Below are 18,644 nucleotides of genomic sequence, written 5' to 3'. Positions count from 1 at the left end.
AACCGCAGGCCGGTATCTCAGGGATTGATTGGACTATTCGCAACCGTCATGCGACCACGCCCGCGTCCTTTTGAAGCGGAGCATCAATGAAATCGGCAATCCCCTCGCCCGCGCTTGGCCTCGTCCTTGGCGCAATCGGCGTTACCATCTTCGGGTTGACCCTGCCGATGACGAGGATCGCCTTGCACGGCTTTTCGCCGCTCTTCATCACCTTCGGCCGCGCCGTGATCGCCTCGACCGCCGCCGCGATCGTTCTCTATTCACTCGGCAAGCGCTGGCCGAGAGGCGCACTTCCGACGCTCTTCCTTGCCGGGCTGTGCCTGGTCTTCGGCTTCCCGATCTTTTCGTCGATCGCCATGCAGAGCCTGCCGGCCGCCCATGGCGGCGTCGTGCTCGGTCTCCTGCCGCTCCTGACCTCGATCTTCGCCGTCATCGTCGACGGCGAGCGGCCGAGCCCGCTGTTCTGGCTCTGCGGCATTGCCGGCGCCGCACTCGTGGTCGCCTTCTCGGCCCGCCAGAGCGGCTTTCACCTCGAGGTCGGCGACCTGTGGCTGCTGGCCTCCGCCGTTTCGGCCTCGCTCGGCTACGTGCTATCGGCCCGGCTCGCCCGGCGACTTTCGGGCTGGGAAGTCATTTCCTGGGCGCTGGTCGTCATGCTGCCGCTGTCGCTCGCCGGGGCGCTCGCCACCTTCTCGACCGGCGTCACCTCACCTGATGCAGCCGCGATCGGCGCACTCCTCTACCATGGCCTGCTGTCGATGTTCGGCGGCTTCATCTTCTGGAATGCAGGCCTTGCCATCGGCGGGATTTCGCGCGTCGCGCAGGTCCAGTTGATGCAGACTTTCGTCACCCTGCTGTTTTCCACAATCCTGCTCGGCGAGCACATCGGCATTGAAACGATTATATTCGCGATTGCCGTCGCATTCGTCGTCTGGCTGGGCCGAAAGGCCCGTATTTCCTGAACTTTTCGCTTTACAGGCCCCTTGGACTGTCGCATCCATTCGCGCGGAAAACGTCAAGTCAACGGCACCCAGAGCGGTCGCCGAAGGAGGATCGATGGCCAAACAGAAAGTTGCAATGCTGACCGCCGGCGGGCTCGCGCCCTGCCTCTCCTCCGCCGTCGGCGGACTGATCGAGCGCTACACGGACATCGCGCCCGAGGTGGAGATCATCGCCTACAAGTCCGGCTATCGCGGCCTTCTCATGGACTACAAGATCGAGATCACCAAGGAGATGCGCGAGAAGGCCCATGTCCTGCATCGCTATGGTGGCTCGCCGATCGGCAACAGCCGCGTCAAGCTGACCAACGTCGCCGACTGCGTCAAGCGGGGCCTGGTGAAGGAAGGCGAGACCCCGCTCAGGGTCGCAGCCGAGCGCCTGGCGGCCGACGGCGTCACCATCCTCCATACCATAGGCGGCGACGACACCAACACGACGGCAGCCGACCTTGCAGCCTATCTCGGCGCCAACGGCTACGACCTGACCGTGGTCGGCCTGCCGAAGACCGTCGACAACGACGTCGTACCGATCCGGCAGTCGCTCGGCGCCTGGACGGCGGCCGAAGTCGGCGCCCGCTTCTTCGACCACGTTTCCAATGAACAGAGCGCGGCGCCCCGCAGCCTCGTCATCCATGAGGTGATGGGCCGTCACTGCGGCTGGCTGACCGCCGCCACCGCGCACGCCTACATCAATCGTACCCGCAACAACGAGTATATCGAGGGTATGATGATGAACACCGAGCTGAAGAACATCGACGGCCTCTATCTGCCCGAGACGCACTTCAACATGGAAGAGGAAGCCGCGCGCCTGCGCGAGACCATGGACCGCACCGGCTTCGTCACGCTGTTCGTTTCGGAAGGTGCCTGCCTCGACGAGATCGTCGCGGATCGCGAAGCCGCCGGCGAGGAAATCAAGCGCGACGCCTTCGGTCACGTGAAGATCGACACCATCAATGTCGGCAACTGGTTCCAGAAGCATTTCGCCAAGCTGCTCGATGCCGAGCGCTCGATGGTTCAGAAGTCCGGCTACTATGCCCGCTCGGCCCCGGCCAACTACGAGGACCTGCGCCTGATCCAGAGCATGGTGGACCTCGCCGTCGACAGCGCCCTCAACAAGGTGTCGGGCGTGACCGGCCATGACGAGGATCAGGGCGGCAAGCTTCGGACCATCGAATTCCCCCGCATCAAGGGCGGAAAGGCCTTCGACCTCAACACGCCGTGGTTCAAGGACGTGATGGATCACCTGGGCCAGAAATTCCATCCGGCTCATTGACGGATCGGGCGAAAGCTGGCTTGCTCGTCGAATGGAGGAGTGAGACTCATGTCATTCGAACATTGGCTGGCTTTCGCCGCCGCCTCGGCTGTCCTTCTGGCAATACCGGGCCCGACCGTCCTGCTGGTCGTGTCCTATGCTCTCGGTCATGGCCGCCGCACCGCGCTCGCGACGGTCAGCGGCGTGGTGCTCGGCGACATCGTCGCGATGACGGCATCGATTCTCGGTCTCGGCGCGCTGCTCGCGGCTTCGGCAGGCGCCTTCACCACCCTCAAGCTGATCGGCGCCGCCTATTTGGTCCTCCTCGGCATCCGCCTTTGGCGGGCGCCGGTCGGTGAAGGACCGTTCGCCGACAATGACAACCTGCCGGAAGAGAAGCCGTTGCGAATCATGGGTCACGCCTTCGCTGTGACGGCGCTCAATCCCAAGAGCATCGTCTTTTTCGTCGCATTCCTGCCGCAATTCATGTCGCCGAAGCTGCCCCTCCTCGAACAGGTGGTGATCTTCGAGGGGACGTTCGTGGCGCTCTCGGCCTGCCTCAGCCTCTGCTATGTCTTCGCCGCCGATCGCGCGCGGCGCTTCATTCGCAAGCGTTCCGTCCGCCGTGTCGTCAATCGCAGCGGTGGCACGCTATTGATCGCCGCCGGCGCAGTAACGGCCGGTTACCGCAAGATCGCGGCTTGAACCAAGGTAAGCTTGCCGCAATTTAGCCTATCCATTATGACAACAGGACATTAACGGCGACAGGCAACAGCTTCCGCCGACGGGGATATTATTTGGGATGTCGGCATGATCGTCAAAAGAGACCGGAGACTTGAGCTGGGCCTCGCCTCCATTCTGCTCGCCGGCCTGAGTGCCTGCACCAGCGGCATGGAAGATGCGGCCAAGCAGGAGCTCAAGGCCAATCCGGTCGCAGGCACGCCCGCAGCCCAGATGCAGCAGCAACAGCAGGCGGCCGCCGCTGCCGCGAACGCCACGCTTCCGGCACCGGTGGATCCCAATGTCCCGACCGAGCCGGCTCCGATCGTTCCGGGCACTGCGACACCCGCTCCGATCCCGACCTTCAAGATCGTGGCACTCGGCACGGCCGCGACCACTCCGACTGCGATGGCCATGGCAGCGGGCGAGGAAAAGGTGGCGATGCAGACTGCGGCCATGCCCGCCTCCCCGGATGCCGTGACCTCGCTGCCGATGTCGACCGACACCGCCGACCCGGCCATCCTGCCGCCGGAAGTAACCGTCGCCCAGACCATCGTGCCGACAGCCAAGCCTGCGGGCGCGGCCCTTGCCTATGCGGCCCCTTCGGCCACGACCTCTCTTGCGGCCCTCGACAACCAGTTTGATGTGTCGGCGCCTGCTGCCGTGCAGACGCTCGAACTCGAGGCGGACAAGCCGGAAACGACGGGCCCCACCGTCATCAATGCGCTGATCAAGAAATATGCGGCAATCTATCAGATGCCGGAAGCGCTGATCCACCGCGTCGTCAAGCGCGAGAGCACCTACAAGCCGTCTGCCTACAACAACGGTCATTACGGCCTCATGCAGATCAAGTATTCGACCGCCAAGTCGATGGGCTACGAAGGCCCGGCCTCCGGTCTCTTCGACGCGGAAACCAACCTCAAATACGCGATCAAGTACCTGAAGGGCGCATGGCTCGTTGCCGACAACAGCCATGACCAGGCCGTCAACCTCTATGCGCGCGGCTACTACTACGACGCCAAGCGCAAGGGCATGCTGCACGTCCTGCAGCCCTGAGCACGCAGCATCAGTTCTGCAGGGCTTCGGAGACCGACTTCACCAGCCTTTGCGGGCGATAGTTCAGCTTTGACGGCGTAAGCCCGAGCCGGACGACGACCAGCCGTTCCGAAGGAACGATGGCGATAAACTGGCCGTCATGCCCCTGCAGCCAAAAGGTTTCCGGCTTCAGGCCAAATCTCTCGTCAGCCTCGTCTCCCGGTCCGACATTCCAGGCCTGGATCTCCGTATAGAGACCGCCTGAGACCGAGGTCGGCCGCCGCATCGCCGCGACGAAGTCCTCCGGCAACAGGCGCGTGCCGTTCCACATCCCGCCATCGGCCAAAAGAAGGCCGAAGCGCGCCCAGTCCCGCGCCGTCGCGTAGAGATAGGAACTGCCGACGAAGGTCCCGGCCGCGTCGGCTTCCAGCACCGCACTCGACATGCCGAGCGGTCCGAACAGTGCGGCCCGCGGATAGCCGAGCGCCGTCGCGCGGTCGCCGAGCCGGTCCATCCAGATACGGGCGAGAAGCACGCTCGATCCGGACGAATAGGAGAACTGTTTTCCGATCTCGTGGATGACAGGTTGGGCCGCGGCGAAGGCTGCCATGTCAGGTTCGAGGTAAAGCATGCGCGTGACGTCGGCGACGTCGCCATAGTCTTCGTTGAAGGCGAGCCCGCTTTCCATCGCCATCAGATCCCGAAGCCTGATCGCCTTGTGCGCCGAATCGGTCCAGCCCGCGAAAAGTGCCTGGTCATCGAGCCCGATGCGGCCCTCCTGCACGAGGCGACCGATCACAGCCGCATTGACCGTCTTCGCCATCGACCAGCCAAGCAGTGGGGTCGAGATGTCGAAGCCGTCGCCATAGACCTCACCAACGATCCGGCCGTCCTTGACCACGACGATCGCGCGCATCCCGGGGCCGCCGAGCGCCGGATCGGAAAGCACGGCGTGAAGCCGGCGGTCGCCGACATCAACCCCCTCGCCTTCCGGCCAGGTCCGGGTGGCATTGGCCGGCAGCGTTGCGGCCGCGGCCGGCTCCGAGATGGCGAGCGCCTTCTCCACGTCGCCGTCCGGAACGCTCGCGCAACCGAGGCCGTCGCGGTAGACCGCGGTTCCTGCGGCAAAAGCGCCAAGCATGCGGGCCGTGACGATCCTGCGTTCCGGATCGACGTCCACATTCACCAGCTTGAGCAGCGGGTGGCCGGGCGCCTGGACGTCCTGGGCCAACACCGCCTCCGCATCGCGCCCGGCGATGAAGACGTTGGAGCAGACGATCTTGGCGGCATAACCCGTGCCGACCCGCAGCAGTTCCGGAGGGGCCGCGGTCAGCCACAGAAACACGCCGGCGACAGCCATCACCAGCAGCATCACGAACCCGCGAACCAATTTGACGAACAGCCGCATCCAAGCCTCCCCCGGTTGTCCTGCCCGCCCATGCAATCAGGATTTTCGACAGCCCGGAAGCCCATGAAAGGGCGCACTCGACGCTTTCACACGTTTTTTTAGCTGGCGACGGCGAGGAGCTGATGATCCGGAAGCAGCATCTCGCTGACCTTCGCCGGACTGACGGGCCGTGAAATCAGAAAGCCCTGCGCCTCCGATATGCCGAGCTTGCGGACGAAGTCGAGCTGGCCTTCCGTCTCGATTCCCTCGATGGTCGTGCCGATCTGGAAGGTTTCCGACAGCCGGTGGATCAGGTCGATCAGCCGGGCGTCACGGTTGCTTTCCAGCATTTCCCGCGCAAACGACCGGTCGATCTTGAGCTGGTCCAGCGGAAACAGCCTGAGATTGTTGATCGACGAAAAGCCCGTGCCGAAATCGTCGAGCGCGACCCTGACCCCGAAGGCGCGCAGTTCTTCGAGGCTGCGGCAGACGAGATTGATGTCGATGGAGAACACCGCCTCCGTCACCTCGATCGTCAGCCGGCCGGGCGCCAGCCCCGTTCGCATAAGGCAGGACTTCACGTGGTCGACGAAACCGCGATCCTTGAACTGGTCGCCCGAAACGTTGACACCGACGCCCGTCGGCGACGGCCAGCGCGCCGCTTCCCGGCAAGCATGCTCGACCACCCATTCCCCGATGGAATGGATCATCCCGGTCCTTTCCGCGATCGGAATGAAGACCTCGGGCGAGATCGTGCCGCGCACCGGATGACGCCAGCGGAGCAGCGCCTCGAAGGAGCGAAGCCGGCCGCTTTCGACGCCGATGATCGGCTGGTATTCGAGGTAGAACTCGTCGTCTCGGAGCGCGCGCGCCAGATCCCGTTCGATCTCGCTTTGGACCAGCGCGGCCTCAGCCAGACTCTCGTCGTAGAAGCAATGGCTTGCCCCGAACACTTCCTTGGCCCGGTAGAGCGCAAGCCGGGCGCGCAGCAGGACGTCGGAAAGCGCCCGGTCCTCCGGCGCGACCAGAGTAACCCCGATGCTCACGCCGCTCACAACCCGACCCCTGGCGAGTTCGTAGGGTGCTGCAGCCGCAGCCTCCAGATCGCGGCAGAGCGCGGCGACACCGGCGTGATCCAGGCTTGTCCCAACCAGCAGCACGAATTCGTCACCGCCAAGCCTGTAGAGTTTTCCGCGCACCCCCGCCGTCGTCGCGACGCGTGCGGCAAGGGTCTTGAGCAGCTCGTCTCCGGCCGCCTGCCCCATGGTGTCGTTGACGAACTTGAAGCGGTCGAGATCGAGGACGAGCAGCGCACGGCGGGCAGAACCCGAGAAATCGTCCTCCAAGGCAATCCGGTTGCCGAGCCCGGTCAGTCCGTCGCGCCGCGCGGCCATCTGCAGCGCCCGACGCCCCTCCTCCAGTTCACGGATCTGCCGCTGCAGGCGGGCATGATGTCGCTCGATCCGAAGCGCGAACAGGCCGGCCGCCAGCGGCAGCGCCAGCATGGTCAGGCCGAAAGGATCAAGGAGGAGGTCGGTGAAGATTGACGCCGGCTCGGGCGAGCGGGCGGCGGATAGAATGTATGTCATCGGCGCCAGCGCACCGAAAGCCGAGCCGGCGAAAACATATCGCCCGATGGAGCCCGACAGCAACGTACTTAACATCATGTTAATCGTCCCCGTAAACTTCTAAGAGAATTAGGGCGAAACCGATTAACGTTCGGTTATCGCAAGCTCACAGGCCGCGTCATCAAACTGTAGCAGTGCCCGGCTAAATCCCGGCAACGCTCAACGGATGACGGACAAAGATGACCGACCTTGCACCCGATGCCGGCTTTCGCAGGAACCGCAAACTCAAGGACGCGCTGCTCCAGCACAAGCCGTTGACCCGGGACGGTCTCTCCGAGCGCCTGTTCGAACTTCTCTTCTCCGGCCTCGTCTATGCCCAGATCTGGGAAGACCCGGAAGTCGACATGCAGGCGATGGAACTCGCTGAAGGCCATTCGATCGTTACCATCGGTTCCGGCGGCTGCAACGCGCTGGCCTACCTGTCCCGCCACCCCTCGCGCATCGACGTCGTCGACCTCAATCCGAACCACGTGGCGCTGAACCGGCTGAAGCTCGCCGCCTTCCGCCATTTGCCGGATCACGCGACCGTCGTCCGTCATTTTGCCGCCGACAACAGCCGGACGAACAGCCGCAACTTCGACCGCTACATTGCACCTTATCTCGATGCGCAGACGCGCGCCTACTGGACGCATCGCGGGCTCACCGGCAAGCGCCGCATCGCCGCCTTCAACCGGAACTTCTGCCGTACCGGCCTGCTCGGCCGTTTCATCGGCGCCGGCCACGCGATCGCCCGCCTGCATGGCGTGCGCCTCGACGAGATTACTCAAGCCCGGACGCTGCGCGAGCAGCGCCAGTTCTTCGACGATCGCATCGCCCCGCTGTTCGAAAAGCCGCTGATCCGCTGGATGACCAGCCGCAAGAGCTCGCTCTTCGGCCTCGGCATTCCGCCGCAGCAGTATGACGAACTGGCGAGCCTCTCCGAAGGCGGCACGATTGCCCCGGTGCTGCGCCACCGCCTGGAAAAGCTCGCCTGCCATTTTCCGCTGAAGGAAAACTACTTCGCCTGGCAGGCCTTTGCGCGCCGTTATCCCGAGGCCCATGAAGGAACGCTGCCGACCTATCTCAAGGCCGAGAACTACGCGGCGATCCGCGCCAATGCCGAGCGCGTCACGGTCCACCACGCAAACCTCACCGAGCTCCTGGCTGGCAAGCCGGCGCTCAGCGTCGACCGTTTCGTGCTGCTCGATGCGCAGGACTGGATGAACGACGGCCAGCTCAACGAGTTGTGGAGTGAGATCACCCGCACCGCCACGCCCGGCGCCCGCGTGATCTTCCGCACCGCAGCCGAGAAGAGCGTGATCGAAGGTCGCCTGCCCGAGGCGCTTGCAGGCCAGTGGGTCTATCACGCCGAGCGCTCGGCCGAACTGAACAAGCTCGACCGCTCGGCCATCTATGGCGGCTTCCACATCTACGAGAAGACGGCCTGATGGACGCCGAGGCGAGCGGACAGGTGGGCCGGCAGGCGGTCGACGCGGGACATGCGGAGCGCATGGACAGCATGTACCGCTACCAGCGGCACATCTACGACCTGACCCGCAAATACTACCTGTTCGGGCGCGACCGCATGATCGGCAGGCTCGACGTGCCGCGTGACGGCACGCTCCTGGAAGTCGGCTGCGGCACCGGCCGCAACCTGCTGCTCGCGCATCACATCTACCCGACCGCCCGCCTCTACGGCCTGGACATTTCCGCCGAAATGCTGATCTCGGCACGCGAGAATTTTCGCGGCAAGCCGGTCAAGCCTGAGCTTGTGGTCGCCGATGCCACCGCCTTCACGGCGGATGCCTTCGGTGTCCAGGGCTTCGACCGGATCATGATCTCCTACGCCCTGTCGATGATCCCGCAATGGGAGAAGGCTGTCGAGGCCGCGGTCGCAGCCTTGAAGCCCGGCGGTTCGCTCCATGTCGTCGATTTTGGCCAGCAGGAAGAGCTTCCCGGCTGGTTCCGGCGCCTGCTCCAATCCTGGCTCGCCCGCTTCCACGTCACGCCGCGCGCGACGCTTCGCGAAGCCCTTGAGGCTCAAGCGAATGCCATCAATGCACGCCTCGAATTCGAGGCGATCGGGCGCGGCTATGCCTGGCATGCGATAATTCGCACCTGAATCCCACCGGCACAGTTGAAAATAACCGATATTTAAGGATGATGGAGGCAAAAGGAGGTTTGCGCCTCTTTTGTACTTGCGTGTTGCGCACCGTCACAGGGGCATAGTGTCGACTTCGATCTGATGGATTACCCATGCGGTGGCTTCTCCTTGCGCTCCTGCCGATAACGCTGTCCTTCAGCGGCTGCACCTCGGCCAGCTATGACCTGATGGAGACCGCCTCCATTTCGCAGCCGCGCTTCCAGGATACCGATCCGCAGGATTTCGGCGCCAACAACCCGAATCGCCACAAGGTGCACGGCATCGACGTGTCCAAGTGGAACGGTGACGTCGACTGGTACAAGGTGCGGAAATCGGGCGTCTCCTTCGCCTTCATCAAGGCGACCGAGGGCAAGGACATCGTCGATCCTCGCTTCGATGAATACTGGCGCCGCGCGGCCGCGGCCGGTATCCCGCACGCGCCCTATCACTTCTACTATTTCTGCTCGACCGCCGACGAACAGGCCGACTGGTTCATCCGCAACGTGCCGAAGGCATCCATGCATCTGCCGCCGGTCCTCGACGTCGAATGGAACCACACCTCGAAGACCTGCACCTACCGCCCGAGTGCGATGACGGTACAGGCCGAGATGAAGCGCTTCATGGACCGCATCGAGGCCTATTACGGCAAGCGACCGATCATCTACACCTCCGTCGATTTCCACCGCGACAATCTCGCGGGCGCCTTCCAGGACTATCACTTCTGGGTCCGCGCCGTGGCCCAGCATCCGGGCGAGATCTATCCGGATCGCCGCTGGGCCTTCTGGCAATACACCTCGACCGGCGTCATTCCGGGCATCAAGGGCGAAACCGACATCAACGTCTTCGCCGGCACGGAGAAGAACTGGAAGAACTGGGTGGCCGCGGTCTCCAGGAAGTGACGCCAGCGTCCGGCGCGGCGTGCTCCCGCATCTTGCGGACACCGGCGACAAATTTCGCGATCCGATCTCGCTTTGGCCAAAAAGTCGGCCGATATCACTCCTCTCACGTATCGTTCCCGGCATCGCCCGCCGGGGACGGTTTTCGTCAAGCCATTCACGATGCCGACGCATCCGGCGCCTATGCCTGAGACGCCCGGATGCAGCACAAGAACCGCAAGGAAGACCCAATGAAATCCGTCTCGCGCCTCGCCATAGCCTTCACCTGCCTGCTGTCTGCCACCTCACTCGCCTCCGCGGCCGAATGCGGCGGCGATTTCAATGCCTTTCTCGAGGGCGTGAAGGCCGAGGCGGTTGCTGCCGGGGCTCCGGCGGACGCCGCTGATGCGGCGCTGGCCGGCGCCCAGATCGACCAGAAGGTTCTCTCCCGCGACCGTTCGCAGGGCGTCTTCAAGCAGACTTTCCTCGAATTCTCCCAGCGCACCGTGAGCCAGGCACGCCTCGACATCGGCCGCCAGAAGATGAAGCAGCTTGCCGACGTTTTTGCCCGTGCCGAACAGGAATTCGGCGTGCCGGCCGGGGTGATCACCGCCTTCTGGGCGATGGAGACCGATTTCGGCGCCGTCCAGGGCGACTTCAACACGCGCAATGCGCTCGTCACACTCGCCCATGACTGCCGCCGTCCGGAACTCTTCCGGCCGCAGCTCCTGAACCTCATCACCATGGTCCAGCACGGGGACCTCGATCCGGCGACCAACACCGGCGCCTGGGCCGGCGAGATCGGCCAGGTCCAGATGCTGCCGAAGGACATCGTCGCCTTCGGCGTCGACGGCGACGGCGACGGCCATGTCAACGTCAAGAAGAGCTCGCCCGACGCCATCCTGACCGCCGCCAAGTTCATTGCCCATCTCGGCTTCCGCAAGGGCGAACCGTGGATCCAGGAAGTCACCGTTCCCGACAACCTGCCCTGGGAAAAGACCGGCTTCGACAGCGGCATGAAGGCCGGCGACTGGTTTGCACTCGGCGTCAAGCCGCGCGACGGCAATACCGCAAATGCCGGGCTCGAGGGCGAGCTTCTGCTGCCGCAGGGCCGCAAGGGACCGGCCTTCATGGCTTACCCGAACTTCAACATCTATCTCGAATGGAACCAGTCCTTCATCTACACGACGTCGGCCGCCTATTTCGCCACCCGCCTGTCGGGCGCCGAGCCCTACCTGAAGGGTAATCCGGAACCGGGAATCAGCGACGTCGAGATGAAGGCGCTGCAGACCAAGCTCCAGTCCAAGGGCTACGACGTCGGCAAGATCGACGGCATTCTCGGCGGCGGAACCCGCATGGCCATTCAGAAGGAACAGCAGCGTCTCGGCATGCCGGCCGACGGCTGGCCGACCCCGGCCTTCGTCGCCGCGTTCTGATCGGGCTAGCGAAGGCGGCACCCGCGTGCCGCCTTCTTCCGTCGGTGTGCCCCAAACGGCGGACGGCAAGTTTCGGGTGGCACGAAAGGCAACGAAGGCTTAAGCCTCGGACCTGCCAGCCACGGAGTGCCCGATGTCGACCACCACGTCTCCCCGCCTCTCCCTGAAGACCTGGTCGCTCCTGGCCCTGCTCGGCCTGATCTGGGGTGGCTCCTTCTTCTTCGGCCGCATTGCCGTCCCCCATGTGCCGCCCGTGACGCTTGCTTTCCTCAGGCTGTCGATCGCCGCACTCGCGCTTCATCTCTACCTGCGCGGCAATCTCGGTCTCTACGCGGCCCTCAAAGCCCGTTGGCCGGCCTTCCTGGTGCTTGGCCTGATCAACAACGCCATCCCCCACACATTGATCTTTCTCGGGCAGACCGAGATCGGCGCAGGCCTCGCCTCGATCCTCAATGCCACCACGCCGATCTGGACGGTGCTGATCGCCAACCGTCTGACCGCGGACGAGAAGCTCACGCCCGCCAAGCTGGCCGGCACCTTGACTGGCCTCGCCGGCACGGCGGTCATGATCGGCCCGAGCGCGTTGCAGGCCAGCGGTGCGCCGCTATGGGCGATGATGCTGCCGATTCTGGCGGCGATCTCCTATGGCTTCGCCGCCACCTACGGCAAGCGCTTCCGCGACCTGCCCTCACCGGTCACGGCCACCGGCCAGCTGACCGCCTCGTCGCTCATCATGCTGCCCGCAGCGCTGTTTTTCGATCACGCCTGGCAGGTTCCCTTCCCGCCGCTCACCGCGGTCGCGGCCATTCTGGGTCTCGCGCTGATCTCGACCGCATTCGCCTATATTCTGTTCTTCCGCATCATGGCGCTTGCCGGCGCCACCAACACGTCACTGGTCACGCTGCTCGTGCCGCCGAGCGCGATCCTGCTCGGCGTGCTCTTCCTCGGCGAGAGCCTGCAGCTCACGGATATCGCCGGAATGGCGCTGATTGGAACCGGCCTCGTCATCCTCGACGGACGGCTTTTCACCCGGCAAAAGGCCGTCGCTTGAGGCACCGGACATGACCCAAACCGCTGCAGGGAGCAACGGCGACCTACCCCTGCAACTCACTTTTGTTAATCAACATTAATATCCGCTGATATTCGGCAAGCGGTTGATTTTTCTACATTCGCATAACGGTGCGACAACTTATCCACTGCCCGGCGCTGCATTGCAGCACATTAATCGCTTTCCTTGCGACACAAAACCGACATATTATCTAACGGTCAACACAAGGAGGCAGACATGGGACTTACGAACTCTCTCAATGTCCTGATCGTCGGTGCGGCGTTTGTGTTTATTGCAACGATGCTGTTCATCTGAACAAGATGAGTTGAACAAGAGGCCATAAGGAACCGTAAGTGGTCAGGCCCAAGCCAGTTGAGCTTTCCAGTTTTAATGAAAGAGGCGCATGATCCGGTCCGGACATGCGCCTCTTTCGTTGTCCGGGCCGAAGCTCTGCCTCAGGCAGCAGCCCCCTTGGAACTGATCGCGTTCGGCTGGAGGCCGAGATTGGCAAGCGTGGCGATCGTCAGTGCCGAACGGTTCATCGAATAGATGTGGAAGTCCGAGATGCCGCGACGGACAAGATCCTCGATCTGTTCGGCCGCCACCTCCGCCGCCACCGCGGCACGCGCCCGCGGCTGGTCGTCGAGACCGGCAAAACGCTCGTCGAGGAAGGACGGAATGCTCGCACCGCACATCGAGGCAAAGCGCTTGAGCTGCGTGAGGTTCTGGATCGGCATGATGCCCGGAACGATCGGAATGGAGATCCCGGCCGCCCGCACCCGCTCCAGATAGCGCTCGTAAACGTCGTTGTCGAAGAAGAACTGGGTGAGAGCCCGGCAGGCGCCGTTGTCCACCTTGCGCTTCAGCATGTCGATGTCGGCGGCATCGTCCGGGCTTTCCGGGTGCTTCTCTGGGTAAGCGGATACCGAGATTTCGAAATCGCCCAGTTCGCGCAGCCCCGCGACCAGTTCGGCCGCATTGGCATAGCCGCCGGGATGGGGCTCGTAGCGATTGCCGATCCCCCCTTGCGGATCGCCCCGAAGGGCGACGAAATGCCGGACGCCGACGGCGCGGAACTCCTCGACAACCCGGTGAACCTCTTCCTTGGTCGCGCCGACGCAGGTCAGATGCGCAGCCGTGCGCAACGGTGTCTCGGCGATCAGCCGCCGGACCGTCGAAAGGGTCGGTTCGCGGGTCGTGCCACCGGCCCCATAGGTCACCGAAACAAAATCCGGGCTCCAGGGCAGCAGGTCTTCGACGGTCTTCCAGAGCTGGTCCGACATATCCTCGGACTTCGGCGGGAAGAATTCGAAGGAGTAGCGCAGTCGTTCGCCACGCGCTTCTTTCCGATTGTCGATGGCCATTCAGATGCTCCCAGTCACGAGCGCCGGAGCGCGGTCTTCCGAAGCGGCCGGCGCGGATTGAAGGCGCGCCAGCCAGATGGTCACGGTCAGCCCCTGGCTCGCCGAGCCGCCGGGCGGAAGGTCGACGGTCCGCTCGACCGTCAGGCCGTATTTCGCCAGCCACTCCTCCATCGTCTGATGGGAGAAGCCGAGGCGAAGGTGGGCATGCTCGTCCCTGAGGAACTCGAGCGAATGCGGAGCAAGATCGACGATCGCCAGTCGCCCGCCGGGCTTCAGCATGCGGGCAGCCTCGGCCAAAGCCAGTTCCGGATGGACCAGGAAGTGCAGCACCTGATGGATGATGACGATGTCATATTCATTGCCGTCGAGCGGCAGGTTCAGGATGTCACCGTGGCGGACGGATGCCTTCAGCACGCCGGCCTTGTCGAGATTGGCGCGGGCGACGGAGAGCATGTCGCGGCTCGCGTCGATGCCGGTCGCGCGGCGATAGCTGTTCTGCAGCAGTTGCAGGATGCGGCCCGTGCCGGTGCCGAGATCGAGAAGCGTCTCGACCTGTTCCGGCCCGATCAGCTCGATGAGCTTGGCCTCGACCGCCGCGTCATCGACATGGAGGCGCCGGAGCTCGTCCCAGCCGGAGGCGTTGCGCTTGAAATATTCCTGGGCACGCTCGGCCCGTGCGCGCTTGACCGCGGCAAGGCGCTCGCCGTCGCGCAGCAGCACGGCGTCGTTGTCGCAGGTGGCCGACAGAAGCGTGCGGGCGAGCCCTGCCGCGTCGCCGTCCTGCTTCAGCCGGAAATAGGCCCAGGCACCTTCCTGGTAGCGATCGACCATTCCGGCTTCGGTGAGCAGCTTCAGATGGCGCGAGATCCGCGGCTGTGACTGGCCGAGGATGTCGGTCAGGTCGGTGACCGTCAGGTCGCCGGCCGAAAGAAGGGCAAGCAGGCGAAGACGCGTCGGCTCGCCCGCGGCCTTCAGCAGCTCAACGAGGGCATCGACGCCGAATTTCATGTTTGTCGTCATTTCGAACCCAATCAAGATATAAAGATATCTTTATGTCGGTTCGAATTCTTGTGCAAGTGCAATTTGGCCGGCGTTGCGGAAAACCTTCGCCGACGGAGCCGCATGCAGAACGGCGGGGTGGCGAGCCGGGTCACAAAAGACCCCGGCCGAAGCCGGGGTTCTGGAAGTCCTTCGCCTTAGCGCGTCAGGCGCTTGTAGGCCTGGCTGCCCGGGTTCAGCGCATCGGGACCGAGGCGGCGGACCTTGTCCTGCTCATAGTCTTCGAAGTTGCCTTCGAACCATTCGACATGGCCGTCGCCTTCGAAGGCGAGAATATGCGTCGCCAGGCGGTCGAGGAACATGCGATCGTGGCTGATGATGATGGCGCAGCCGGCAAAGGCTTCCAGTGCGCTTTCAAGTGCACCCAGCGTTTCGGTATCAAGGTCGTTGGTCGGTTCGTCGAGCAGCAGGACGTTGCCGCCGGCCTTCAGCATCTTGGCGAGGTGAACGCGGTTGCGCTGACCACCCGAGAGATTGCCGACCTTCTGCTGCTGGTCGCCACCCTTGAAGTTGAAGGCGCCGCAATAAGCACGGGAGTTCATGTCGAACTTGCCGAGCTTGATGACTTCGGCGCCGCCGGAGATTTCTTCCCAAACGGTCTTGTTGCCGTCGAGCGCGTCGCGGCTCTGGTCGACATAGCCGAGATGCACGGTGTCACCGATGCGGATCGTGCCAGCATCCGGCTTTTCCTGGCCGGTGATCATCTTGAACAGCGTCGACTTGCCGGCGCCGTTCGGGCCGATGACGCCTACGATGCCGCCCGGCGGCAGCTTGATCGACAGGTCCTTGATCAGCGTGCGGCCTTCGAAGCCCTTGGTGATGCCTTCCAACTCGATGACCACGTTGCCGAGGCGCTCGGAGACCGGGATGATGATCTGCGCGTCGCCGGGCCGGATGTTCTCGGCGGCATCCACCAGCTGTTCGTAGGCCTTGATACGAGCCTTCGACTTGGCCTGACGAGCCTTCGGGCTGGAGGCGATCCATTCCTGTTCGCGCGACAGGGCCTTCTGGCGACCGGCTTCTTCGCGGCTTTCCTGCTGCATGCGCTTGGCCTTGGCGGCGAGGTATGCGGAATAGTTGCCTTCGTAGGGGATGCCGCGGCCACGGTCGAGCTCGAGGATCCAGCCGGTGACGTTGTCGAGGAAGTAGCGGTCGTGGGTGATCATCATCACGGCGCCGGGATAGTCGCGCAGGTGCTTTTCCAGCCAGGCGATCGTCTCGGCGTCCAGGTGGTTGGTCGGTTCGTCAAGCAGCAGCAGGTCCGGCTGCGAGAGCAGCAGGCGGCAGAGCGCGATACGGCGGCGTTCACCACCCGAAAGCACGGTGACGTCAGCATCCTTCGGCGGGCAGCGCAGCGCTTCCATCGCCATCTCGACCTGCTGTTCGAGGTCCCAGAGGTTCTGGCTGTCGATGATGTCCTGGAGCTTGGCGCCTTCATCGGCGGTCTCGTCGGAATAGTTCATCATCAGTTCGTTGTAACGGTCGAGCACGGCCTGCTTGTCGGCCACGCCTTCCATGACGTTTTCGAATGCGGTCTTGGTAGGATCGAGATGCGGCTCCTGCTCAAGGTAGCCAACGGTCGCACCTTCGGCGAGCCAAGCCTCGCCGGTGTATTCCTTGTCCTGCCCGGCAATGATGCGCAGAACGGTCGACTTACCCGCGCCGTTCGGACCGAGAATACCGATCTTGGCATCCGGGTAGAAGGACAGGTTGACGTTCTCAAGGATCTTCTTGGCGCCGTAGGACTTGTTCAGTCCCGACATGTGATAGATGAACTGGCGTGCCATCGTTGAATTGCTCCGCGGGCGTGAAGGGAATTTGCCCGCTATGTAGAAGAAAGCGGCGACAGGGGCAATGCGGCCTACCGGTTTTTGTGAGGTGGCCCCCTCCGACGGGGCGTGACAGCGTTATTCGACGGTCGCGTGATCGATGGCGAACAGGCGGAACGCCGAACGCCCTTCGCCGACCGGTCTCAGGCCCGGCCAGCCCCCACCACCCGCAAGCGCCCGGAAGAGCGGCGCCGCCTCGCCTGCACCCGGCAGAACACGGGCACAGACGGCGACATGGTCGAAGGGAGATAGGGCATTGCGCCTGATCTCGCCGTCGCCGCTGGTGAGCGCCTCGTAGGTGCGGCGCAGCCCCGGCGACGCCCGGTGAAACAGGATGCCCGAAACCGAAATCCCGGGCTGCATACGCTCGGCAATCGCGATCCCGAGCCCCGGCGGCGCCAGAATCCGGGCGGAAGCGAGCCCTTCGAGCGCGGAAAGATCCGCCCCCTCGCAACGGTCATTGTTCATGAAGTCGACGACGTCAGGCCCGTCCGCAGGCCGGGACGCACCCTGCATCACGGCAACCGCAGCGGGGGCAATCGCCAGCAAGACACCGGCCAGCAGGGCTCGTCGCCCCTTCCCCCCGATGCCCCAAAGCCTCCCCGCCTCGACGGCAGCGGCCGGCAGGAACAAGGTCCCGAGCGCCACCGCGATCGGCGCATAGCGGAACATCGACAGCGCTAGGACAAGCGCAGGGAGCGCGAGGCCATAGGCGACCCAGGCGGCCCGCCCCTCACCACTCGCTCGACGCACGAGGCGAAGCCCGGCAAGCCCGAGCACCGCCGCAAGCGCGGTGAGCCGCAAGACCTCGAGCGGATGCCCGGCCTTTGTCAGGGCGACGATACCGCCCTCCTGCAGGACACGCTCGAACCAGAAATGCGCGGAGACCGGGTCGATCATCTGGTACGGCCCGCCGAGGCACGCCCCGAAGAGATACGGAAGGCTCGCAACGGCCGGCAGTGAGAGGCCCACGACCGCGCCGAGACGCAAGCCCGGGCCGACCCGGGCCGGCAGGAAGAGGATCACGGATGCGGCCAGGAGCGGCAGGACCGTCAGGATGAAGGCGAACGGTGCCGAGAAGCTGTCGCAGGCGGTATCGAGAAGCCCTTTCACGCCGACGAAGGTGCCACCGAGCACGACGGTCGCCGCAGCGCAGGCGATAAGGAAGGAAAGCGTGAAATCCCTCGCCGGCCGACCACGGACGCACCAATCGAGCACGACCGCCGCACAGCCGATCGCCACGAGCGGCAGGCTCTCGAGCCCGATCACTACGGAAGCGGCGGCTGCAAGCCCGGCGAGCCCGCCTCCGAGCCGGTCGGCCCTGACGGCCCCGTAGGTGAAAAAGGCCAGGGCGAGGATCTGCGCATTGTGGTGATCGATCCGTCCAGGCACGAATTCGAGGACCGCCGGTGCGGCAAGGATCAGGATGAGCGGGAGATGCACCACGCGCAGAGGACCAAGGCCCTCCCGCGCCAGGCGATGCAGAATGGCGGCGGCCAGTCCGCAGAACACGGCGAAGAGCATGGGCGGCCAGACCGCGAAGGCAAGCCGAACGGCCTCTGCCGGCCCAGTGAACAGCTCGCCGAGCCGCGCGAGAATGACATAGGGAAGATCCACAAGCCGCGACCAGGGCGAAACATAGGGGTCCGGCATCTGGATCCCGGCAAGCGTGCGGTCGAACCAGCGGCCGTCCTGCAACAACTGCCGGACCTCGATACCCCGCAGGGCATCGTCCACGTCGATCTTCTCGAACCGGCCGTCAAGACCGTCGAGCGCCATCTGGAGAAAGCCGACCAAAAGCAGGACGATCAGCGGCAATCCGCGGGAAAGCCCGAGACCTTTGCGATTGCCGACTTGCAAAACCATCAAGGCCCCCGTTCTATGCCCCTGA

Annotated in this window: 15 protein-coding genes; 9 read left to right on the top strand and 6 right to left on the bottom strand. The window is 64.0% G+C overall.

The features are described 5' to 3' along the window. Nucleotides 1-86: 86 nt before the first annotated feature. The 4 genes from HHL25_RS03265 (at nucleotide 87) to HHL25_RS03250 (ending at nucleotide 4,026) form a co-directional block, all read left to right on the top strand. A complete protein-coding gene (locus HHL25_RS03265; protein ID WP_169587223.1) occupies nucleotides 87-962 on the top strand; it encodes a DMT family transporter in 876 nt (291 codons plus the stop codon). 94 nt (nucleotides 963-1,056) lie between these two features. Further along, on the top strand, nucleotides 1,057-2,271 hold the full coding sequence (locus tag HHL25_RS03260) for a pyrophosphate--fructose-6-phosphate 1-phosphotransferase (RefSeq protein ID WP_169587221.1): 1,215 nt from the start codon (nucleotides 1,057-1,059) through the stop codon (nucleotides 2,269-2,271). 48 nt (nucleotides 2,272-2,319) lie between these two features. Further along, nucleotides 2,320-2,955, top strand: coding sequence for a LysE family translocator (locus tag HHL25_RS03255; RefSeq protein WP_169587220.1), 636 nt, complete (start codon nucleotides 2,320-2,322; stop codon nucleotides 2,953-2,955). A 105-nt stretch (nucleotides 2,956-3,060) separates the two neighbouring features. After that, nucleotides 3,061-4,026, top strand: a complete 966-nt coding sequence (locus HHL25_RS03250) for a lytic transglycosylase domain-containing protein (RefSeq protein WP_169587218.1) — start codon at nucleotides 3,061-3,063, stop codon at nucleotides 4,024-4,026. A 10-nt stretch (nucleotides 4,027-4,036) separates the two neighbouring features. Here HHL25_RS03250 and HHL25_RS03245 read toward each other — a convergent pair whose 3' ends face one another. Both HHL25_RS03245 and HHL25_RS03240 read right to left on the bottom strand, forming a co-directional pair. Next, nucleotides 4,037-5,413, bottom strand: a complete 1,377-nt coding sequence (locus HHL25_RS03245) for a serine hydrolase domain-containing protein (protein ID WP_169587215.1) — start codon at nucleotides 5,411-5,413, stop codon at nucleotides 4,037-4,039. 98 nt (nucleotides 5,414-5,511) lie between these two features. After that, nucleotides 5,512-7,059, bottom strand: a complete 1,548-nt coding sequence (locus HHL25_RS03240) for a putative bifunctional diguanylate cyclase/phosphodiesterase (protein ID WP_169587213.1) — start codon at nucleotides 7,057-7,059, stop codon at nucleotides 5,512-5,514. Nucleotides 7,060-7,199: 140 nt separating this feature from the next. On the opposite strand from HHL25_RS03240, the gene HHL25_RS03235 reads away from it, so the two are divergent. From HHL25_RS03235 to HHL25_RS03215, 5 genes are all read left to right on the top strand, one after another. Beyond that, a complete protein-coding gene (locus tag HHL25_RS03235; RefSeq protein ID WP_169587212.1) occupies nucleotides 7,200-8,447 on the top strand; it encodes a DUF3419 family protein in 1,248 nt (415 codons plus the stop codon). Then, complete coding sequence (locus HHL25_RS03230) at nucleotides 8,447-9,121, top strand: class I SAM-dependent methyltransferase (protein ID WP_169587210.1); 675 nt, start codon at nucleotides 8,447-8,449, stop codon at nucleotides 9,119-9,121. The genes HHL25_RS03235 and HHL25_RS03230 overlap by 1 nt, the downstream gene beginning before the upstream one ends. Nucleotides 9,122-9,255: 134 nt before the next feature. After that, nucleotides 9,256-10,041 carry a glycoside hydrolase family 25 protein gene (locus tag HHL25_RS03225; RefSeq protein ID WP_169587208.1) on the top strand — a complete coding sequence of 262 codons (786 nt, stop codon included), beginning with the start codon at nucleotides 9,256-9,258 and terminating at the stop codon, nucleotides 10,039-10,041. 227 nt (nucleotides 10,042-10,268) lie between these two features. After that, a complete protein-coding gene (locus HHL25_RS03220; RefSeq protein ID WP_246701677.1) occupies nucleotides 10,269-11,453 on the top strand; it encodes a lytic murein transglycosylase in 1,185 nt (394 codons plus the stop codon). 133 nt (nucleotides 11,454-11,586) lie between these two features. Next, nucleotides 11,587-12,504, top strand: a complete 918-nt coding sequence (locus HHL25_RS03215) for a DMT family transporter (RefSeq protein WP_169587204.1) — start codon at nucleotides 11,587-11,589, stop codon at nucleotides 12,502-12,504. A 452-nt stretch (nucleotides 12,505-12,956) separates the two neighbouring features. On the opposite strand, the gene metF is transcribed toward HHL25_RS03215, so the two are convergent. The 4 genes from metF to HHL25_RS03195 all read right to left on the bottom strand — a co-directional run bounded on the left by metF (nucleotide 12,957) and on the right by HHL25_RS03195 (nucleotide 18,619). Next, nucleotides 12,957-13,865, bottom strand: coding sequence for a methylenetetrahydrofolate reductase [NAD(P)H] (gene metF / locus HHL25_RS03210; protein WP_169587202.1), 909 nt, complete (start codon nucleotides 13,863-13,865; stop codon nucleotides 12,957-12,959). Continuing rightward, entirely contained in the window at nucleotides 13,866-14,873 is a 1,008-nt protein-coding gene (locus HHL25_RS03205; protein ID WP_169587200.1) for an ArsR/SmtB family transcription factor, read from the bottom strand. It lies immediately after the preceding gene. A 188-nt stretch (nucleotides 14,874-15,061) separates the two neighbouring features. Continuing rightward, nucleotides 15,062-16,711, bottom strand: coding sequence for an energy-dependent translational throttle protein EttA (gene ettA / locus HHL25_RS03200; protein ID WP_169587197.1), 1,650 nt, complete (start codon nucleotides 16,709-16,711; stop codon nucleotides 15,062-15,064). 120 nt (nucleotides 16,712-16,831) lie between these two features. Then, nucleotides 16,832-18,619, bottom strand: a complete 1,788-nt coding sequence (locus HHL25_RS03195; RefSeq protein ID WP_169587195.1) for a hypothetical protein — start codon at nucleotides 18,617-18,619, stop codon at nucleotides 16,832-16,834. Between the last annotated feature and the right edge of the window lie 25 nt (nucleotides 18,620-18,644).

Origin of the sequence: Rhizobium terricola (assembly GCF_012927355.1) — a bacterium.
GTDB classification, from domain to species: domain Bacteria; phylum Pseudomonadota; class Alphaproteobacteria; order Rhizobiales; family Rhizobiaceae; genus Allorhizobium; species Allorhizobium terricola.
This window is presented reverse-complemented; position numbering and strand designations above follow the sequence as displayed.

What these genes read in the sequence shown, in the direction of transcription:
- HHL25_RS03265 (WP_169587223.1), top strand. Translation starts at nt 87, where the DNA reads ATGAAATCGGCAATCCCCTCGCCCGCGCTTGGCCTCGTCCTTGGCGCA.
- HHL25_RS03260 (WP_169587221.1), top strand. Translation starts at nt 1,057, where the DNA reads ATGGCCAAACAGAAAGTTGCAATGCTGACCGCCGGCGGGCTCGCGCCC.
- HHL25_RS03255 (WP_169587220.1), top strand. Translation starts at nt 2,320, where the DNA reads ATGTCATTCGAACATTGGCTGGCTTTCGCCGCCGCCTCGGCTGTCCTT.
- HHL25_RS03250 (WP_169587218.1), top strand. Translation starts at nt 3,061, where the DNA reads ATGATCGTCAAAAGAGACCGGAGACTTGAGCTGGGCCTCGCCTCCATT.
- HHL25_RS03245 (WP_169587215.1), bottom strand. Translation starts at nt 5,413, where the DNA reads ATGCGGCTGTTCGTCAAATTGGTTCGCGGGTTCGTGATGCTGCTGGTG.
- HHL25_RS03240 (WP_169587213.1), bottom strand. Translation starts at nt 7,059, where the DNA reads ATGATGTTAAGTACGTTGCTGTCGGGCTCCATCGGGCGATATGTTTTC.
- HHL25_RS03235 (WP_169587212.1), top strand. Translation starts at nt 7,200, where the DNA reads ATGACCGACCTTGCACCCGATGCCGGCTTTCGCAGGAACCGCAAACTC.
- HHL25_RS03230 (WP_169587210.1), top strand. Translation starts at nt 8,447, where the DNA reads ATGGACGCCGAGGCGAGCGGACAGGTGGGCCGGCAGGCGGTCGACGCG.
- HHL25_RS03225 (WP_169587208.1), top strand. Translation starts at nt 9,256, where the DNA reads ATGCGGTGGCTTCTCCTTGCGCTCCTGCCGATAACGCTGTCCTTCAGC.
- HHL25_RS03220 (WP_246701677.1), top strand. Translation starts at nt 10,269, where the DNA reads ATGAAATCCGTCTCGCGCCTCGCCATAGCCTTCACCTGCCTGCTGTCT.
- HHL25_RS03215 (WP_169587204.1), top strand. Translation starts at nt 11,587, where the DNA reads ATGTCGACCACCACGTCTCCCCGCCTCTCCCTGAAGACCTGGTCGCTC.
- metF (WP_169587202.1), bottom strand. Translation starts at nt 13,865, where the DNA reads ATGGCCATCGACAATCGGAAAGAAGCGCGTGGCGAACGACTGCGCTAC.
- HHL25_RS03205 (WP_169587200.1), bottom strand. Translation starts at nt 14,873, where the DNA reads ATGAAATTCGGCGTCGATGCCCTCGTTGAGCTGCTGAAGGCCGCGGGC.
- ettA (WP_169587197.1), bottom strand. Translation starts at nt 16,711, where the DNA reads ATGGCACGCCAGTTCATCTATCACATGTCGGGACTGAACAAGTCCTAC.
- HHL25_RS03195 (WP_169587195.1), bottom strand. Translation starts at nt 18,619, where the DNA reads ATGGTTTTGCAAGTCGGCAATCGCAAAGGTCTCGGGCTTTCCCGCGGA.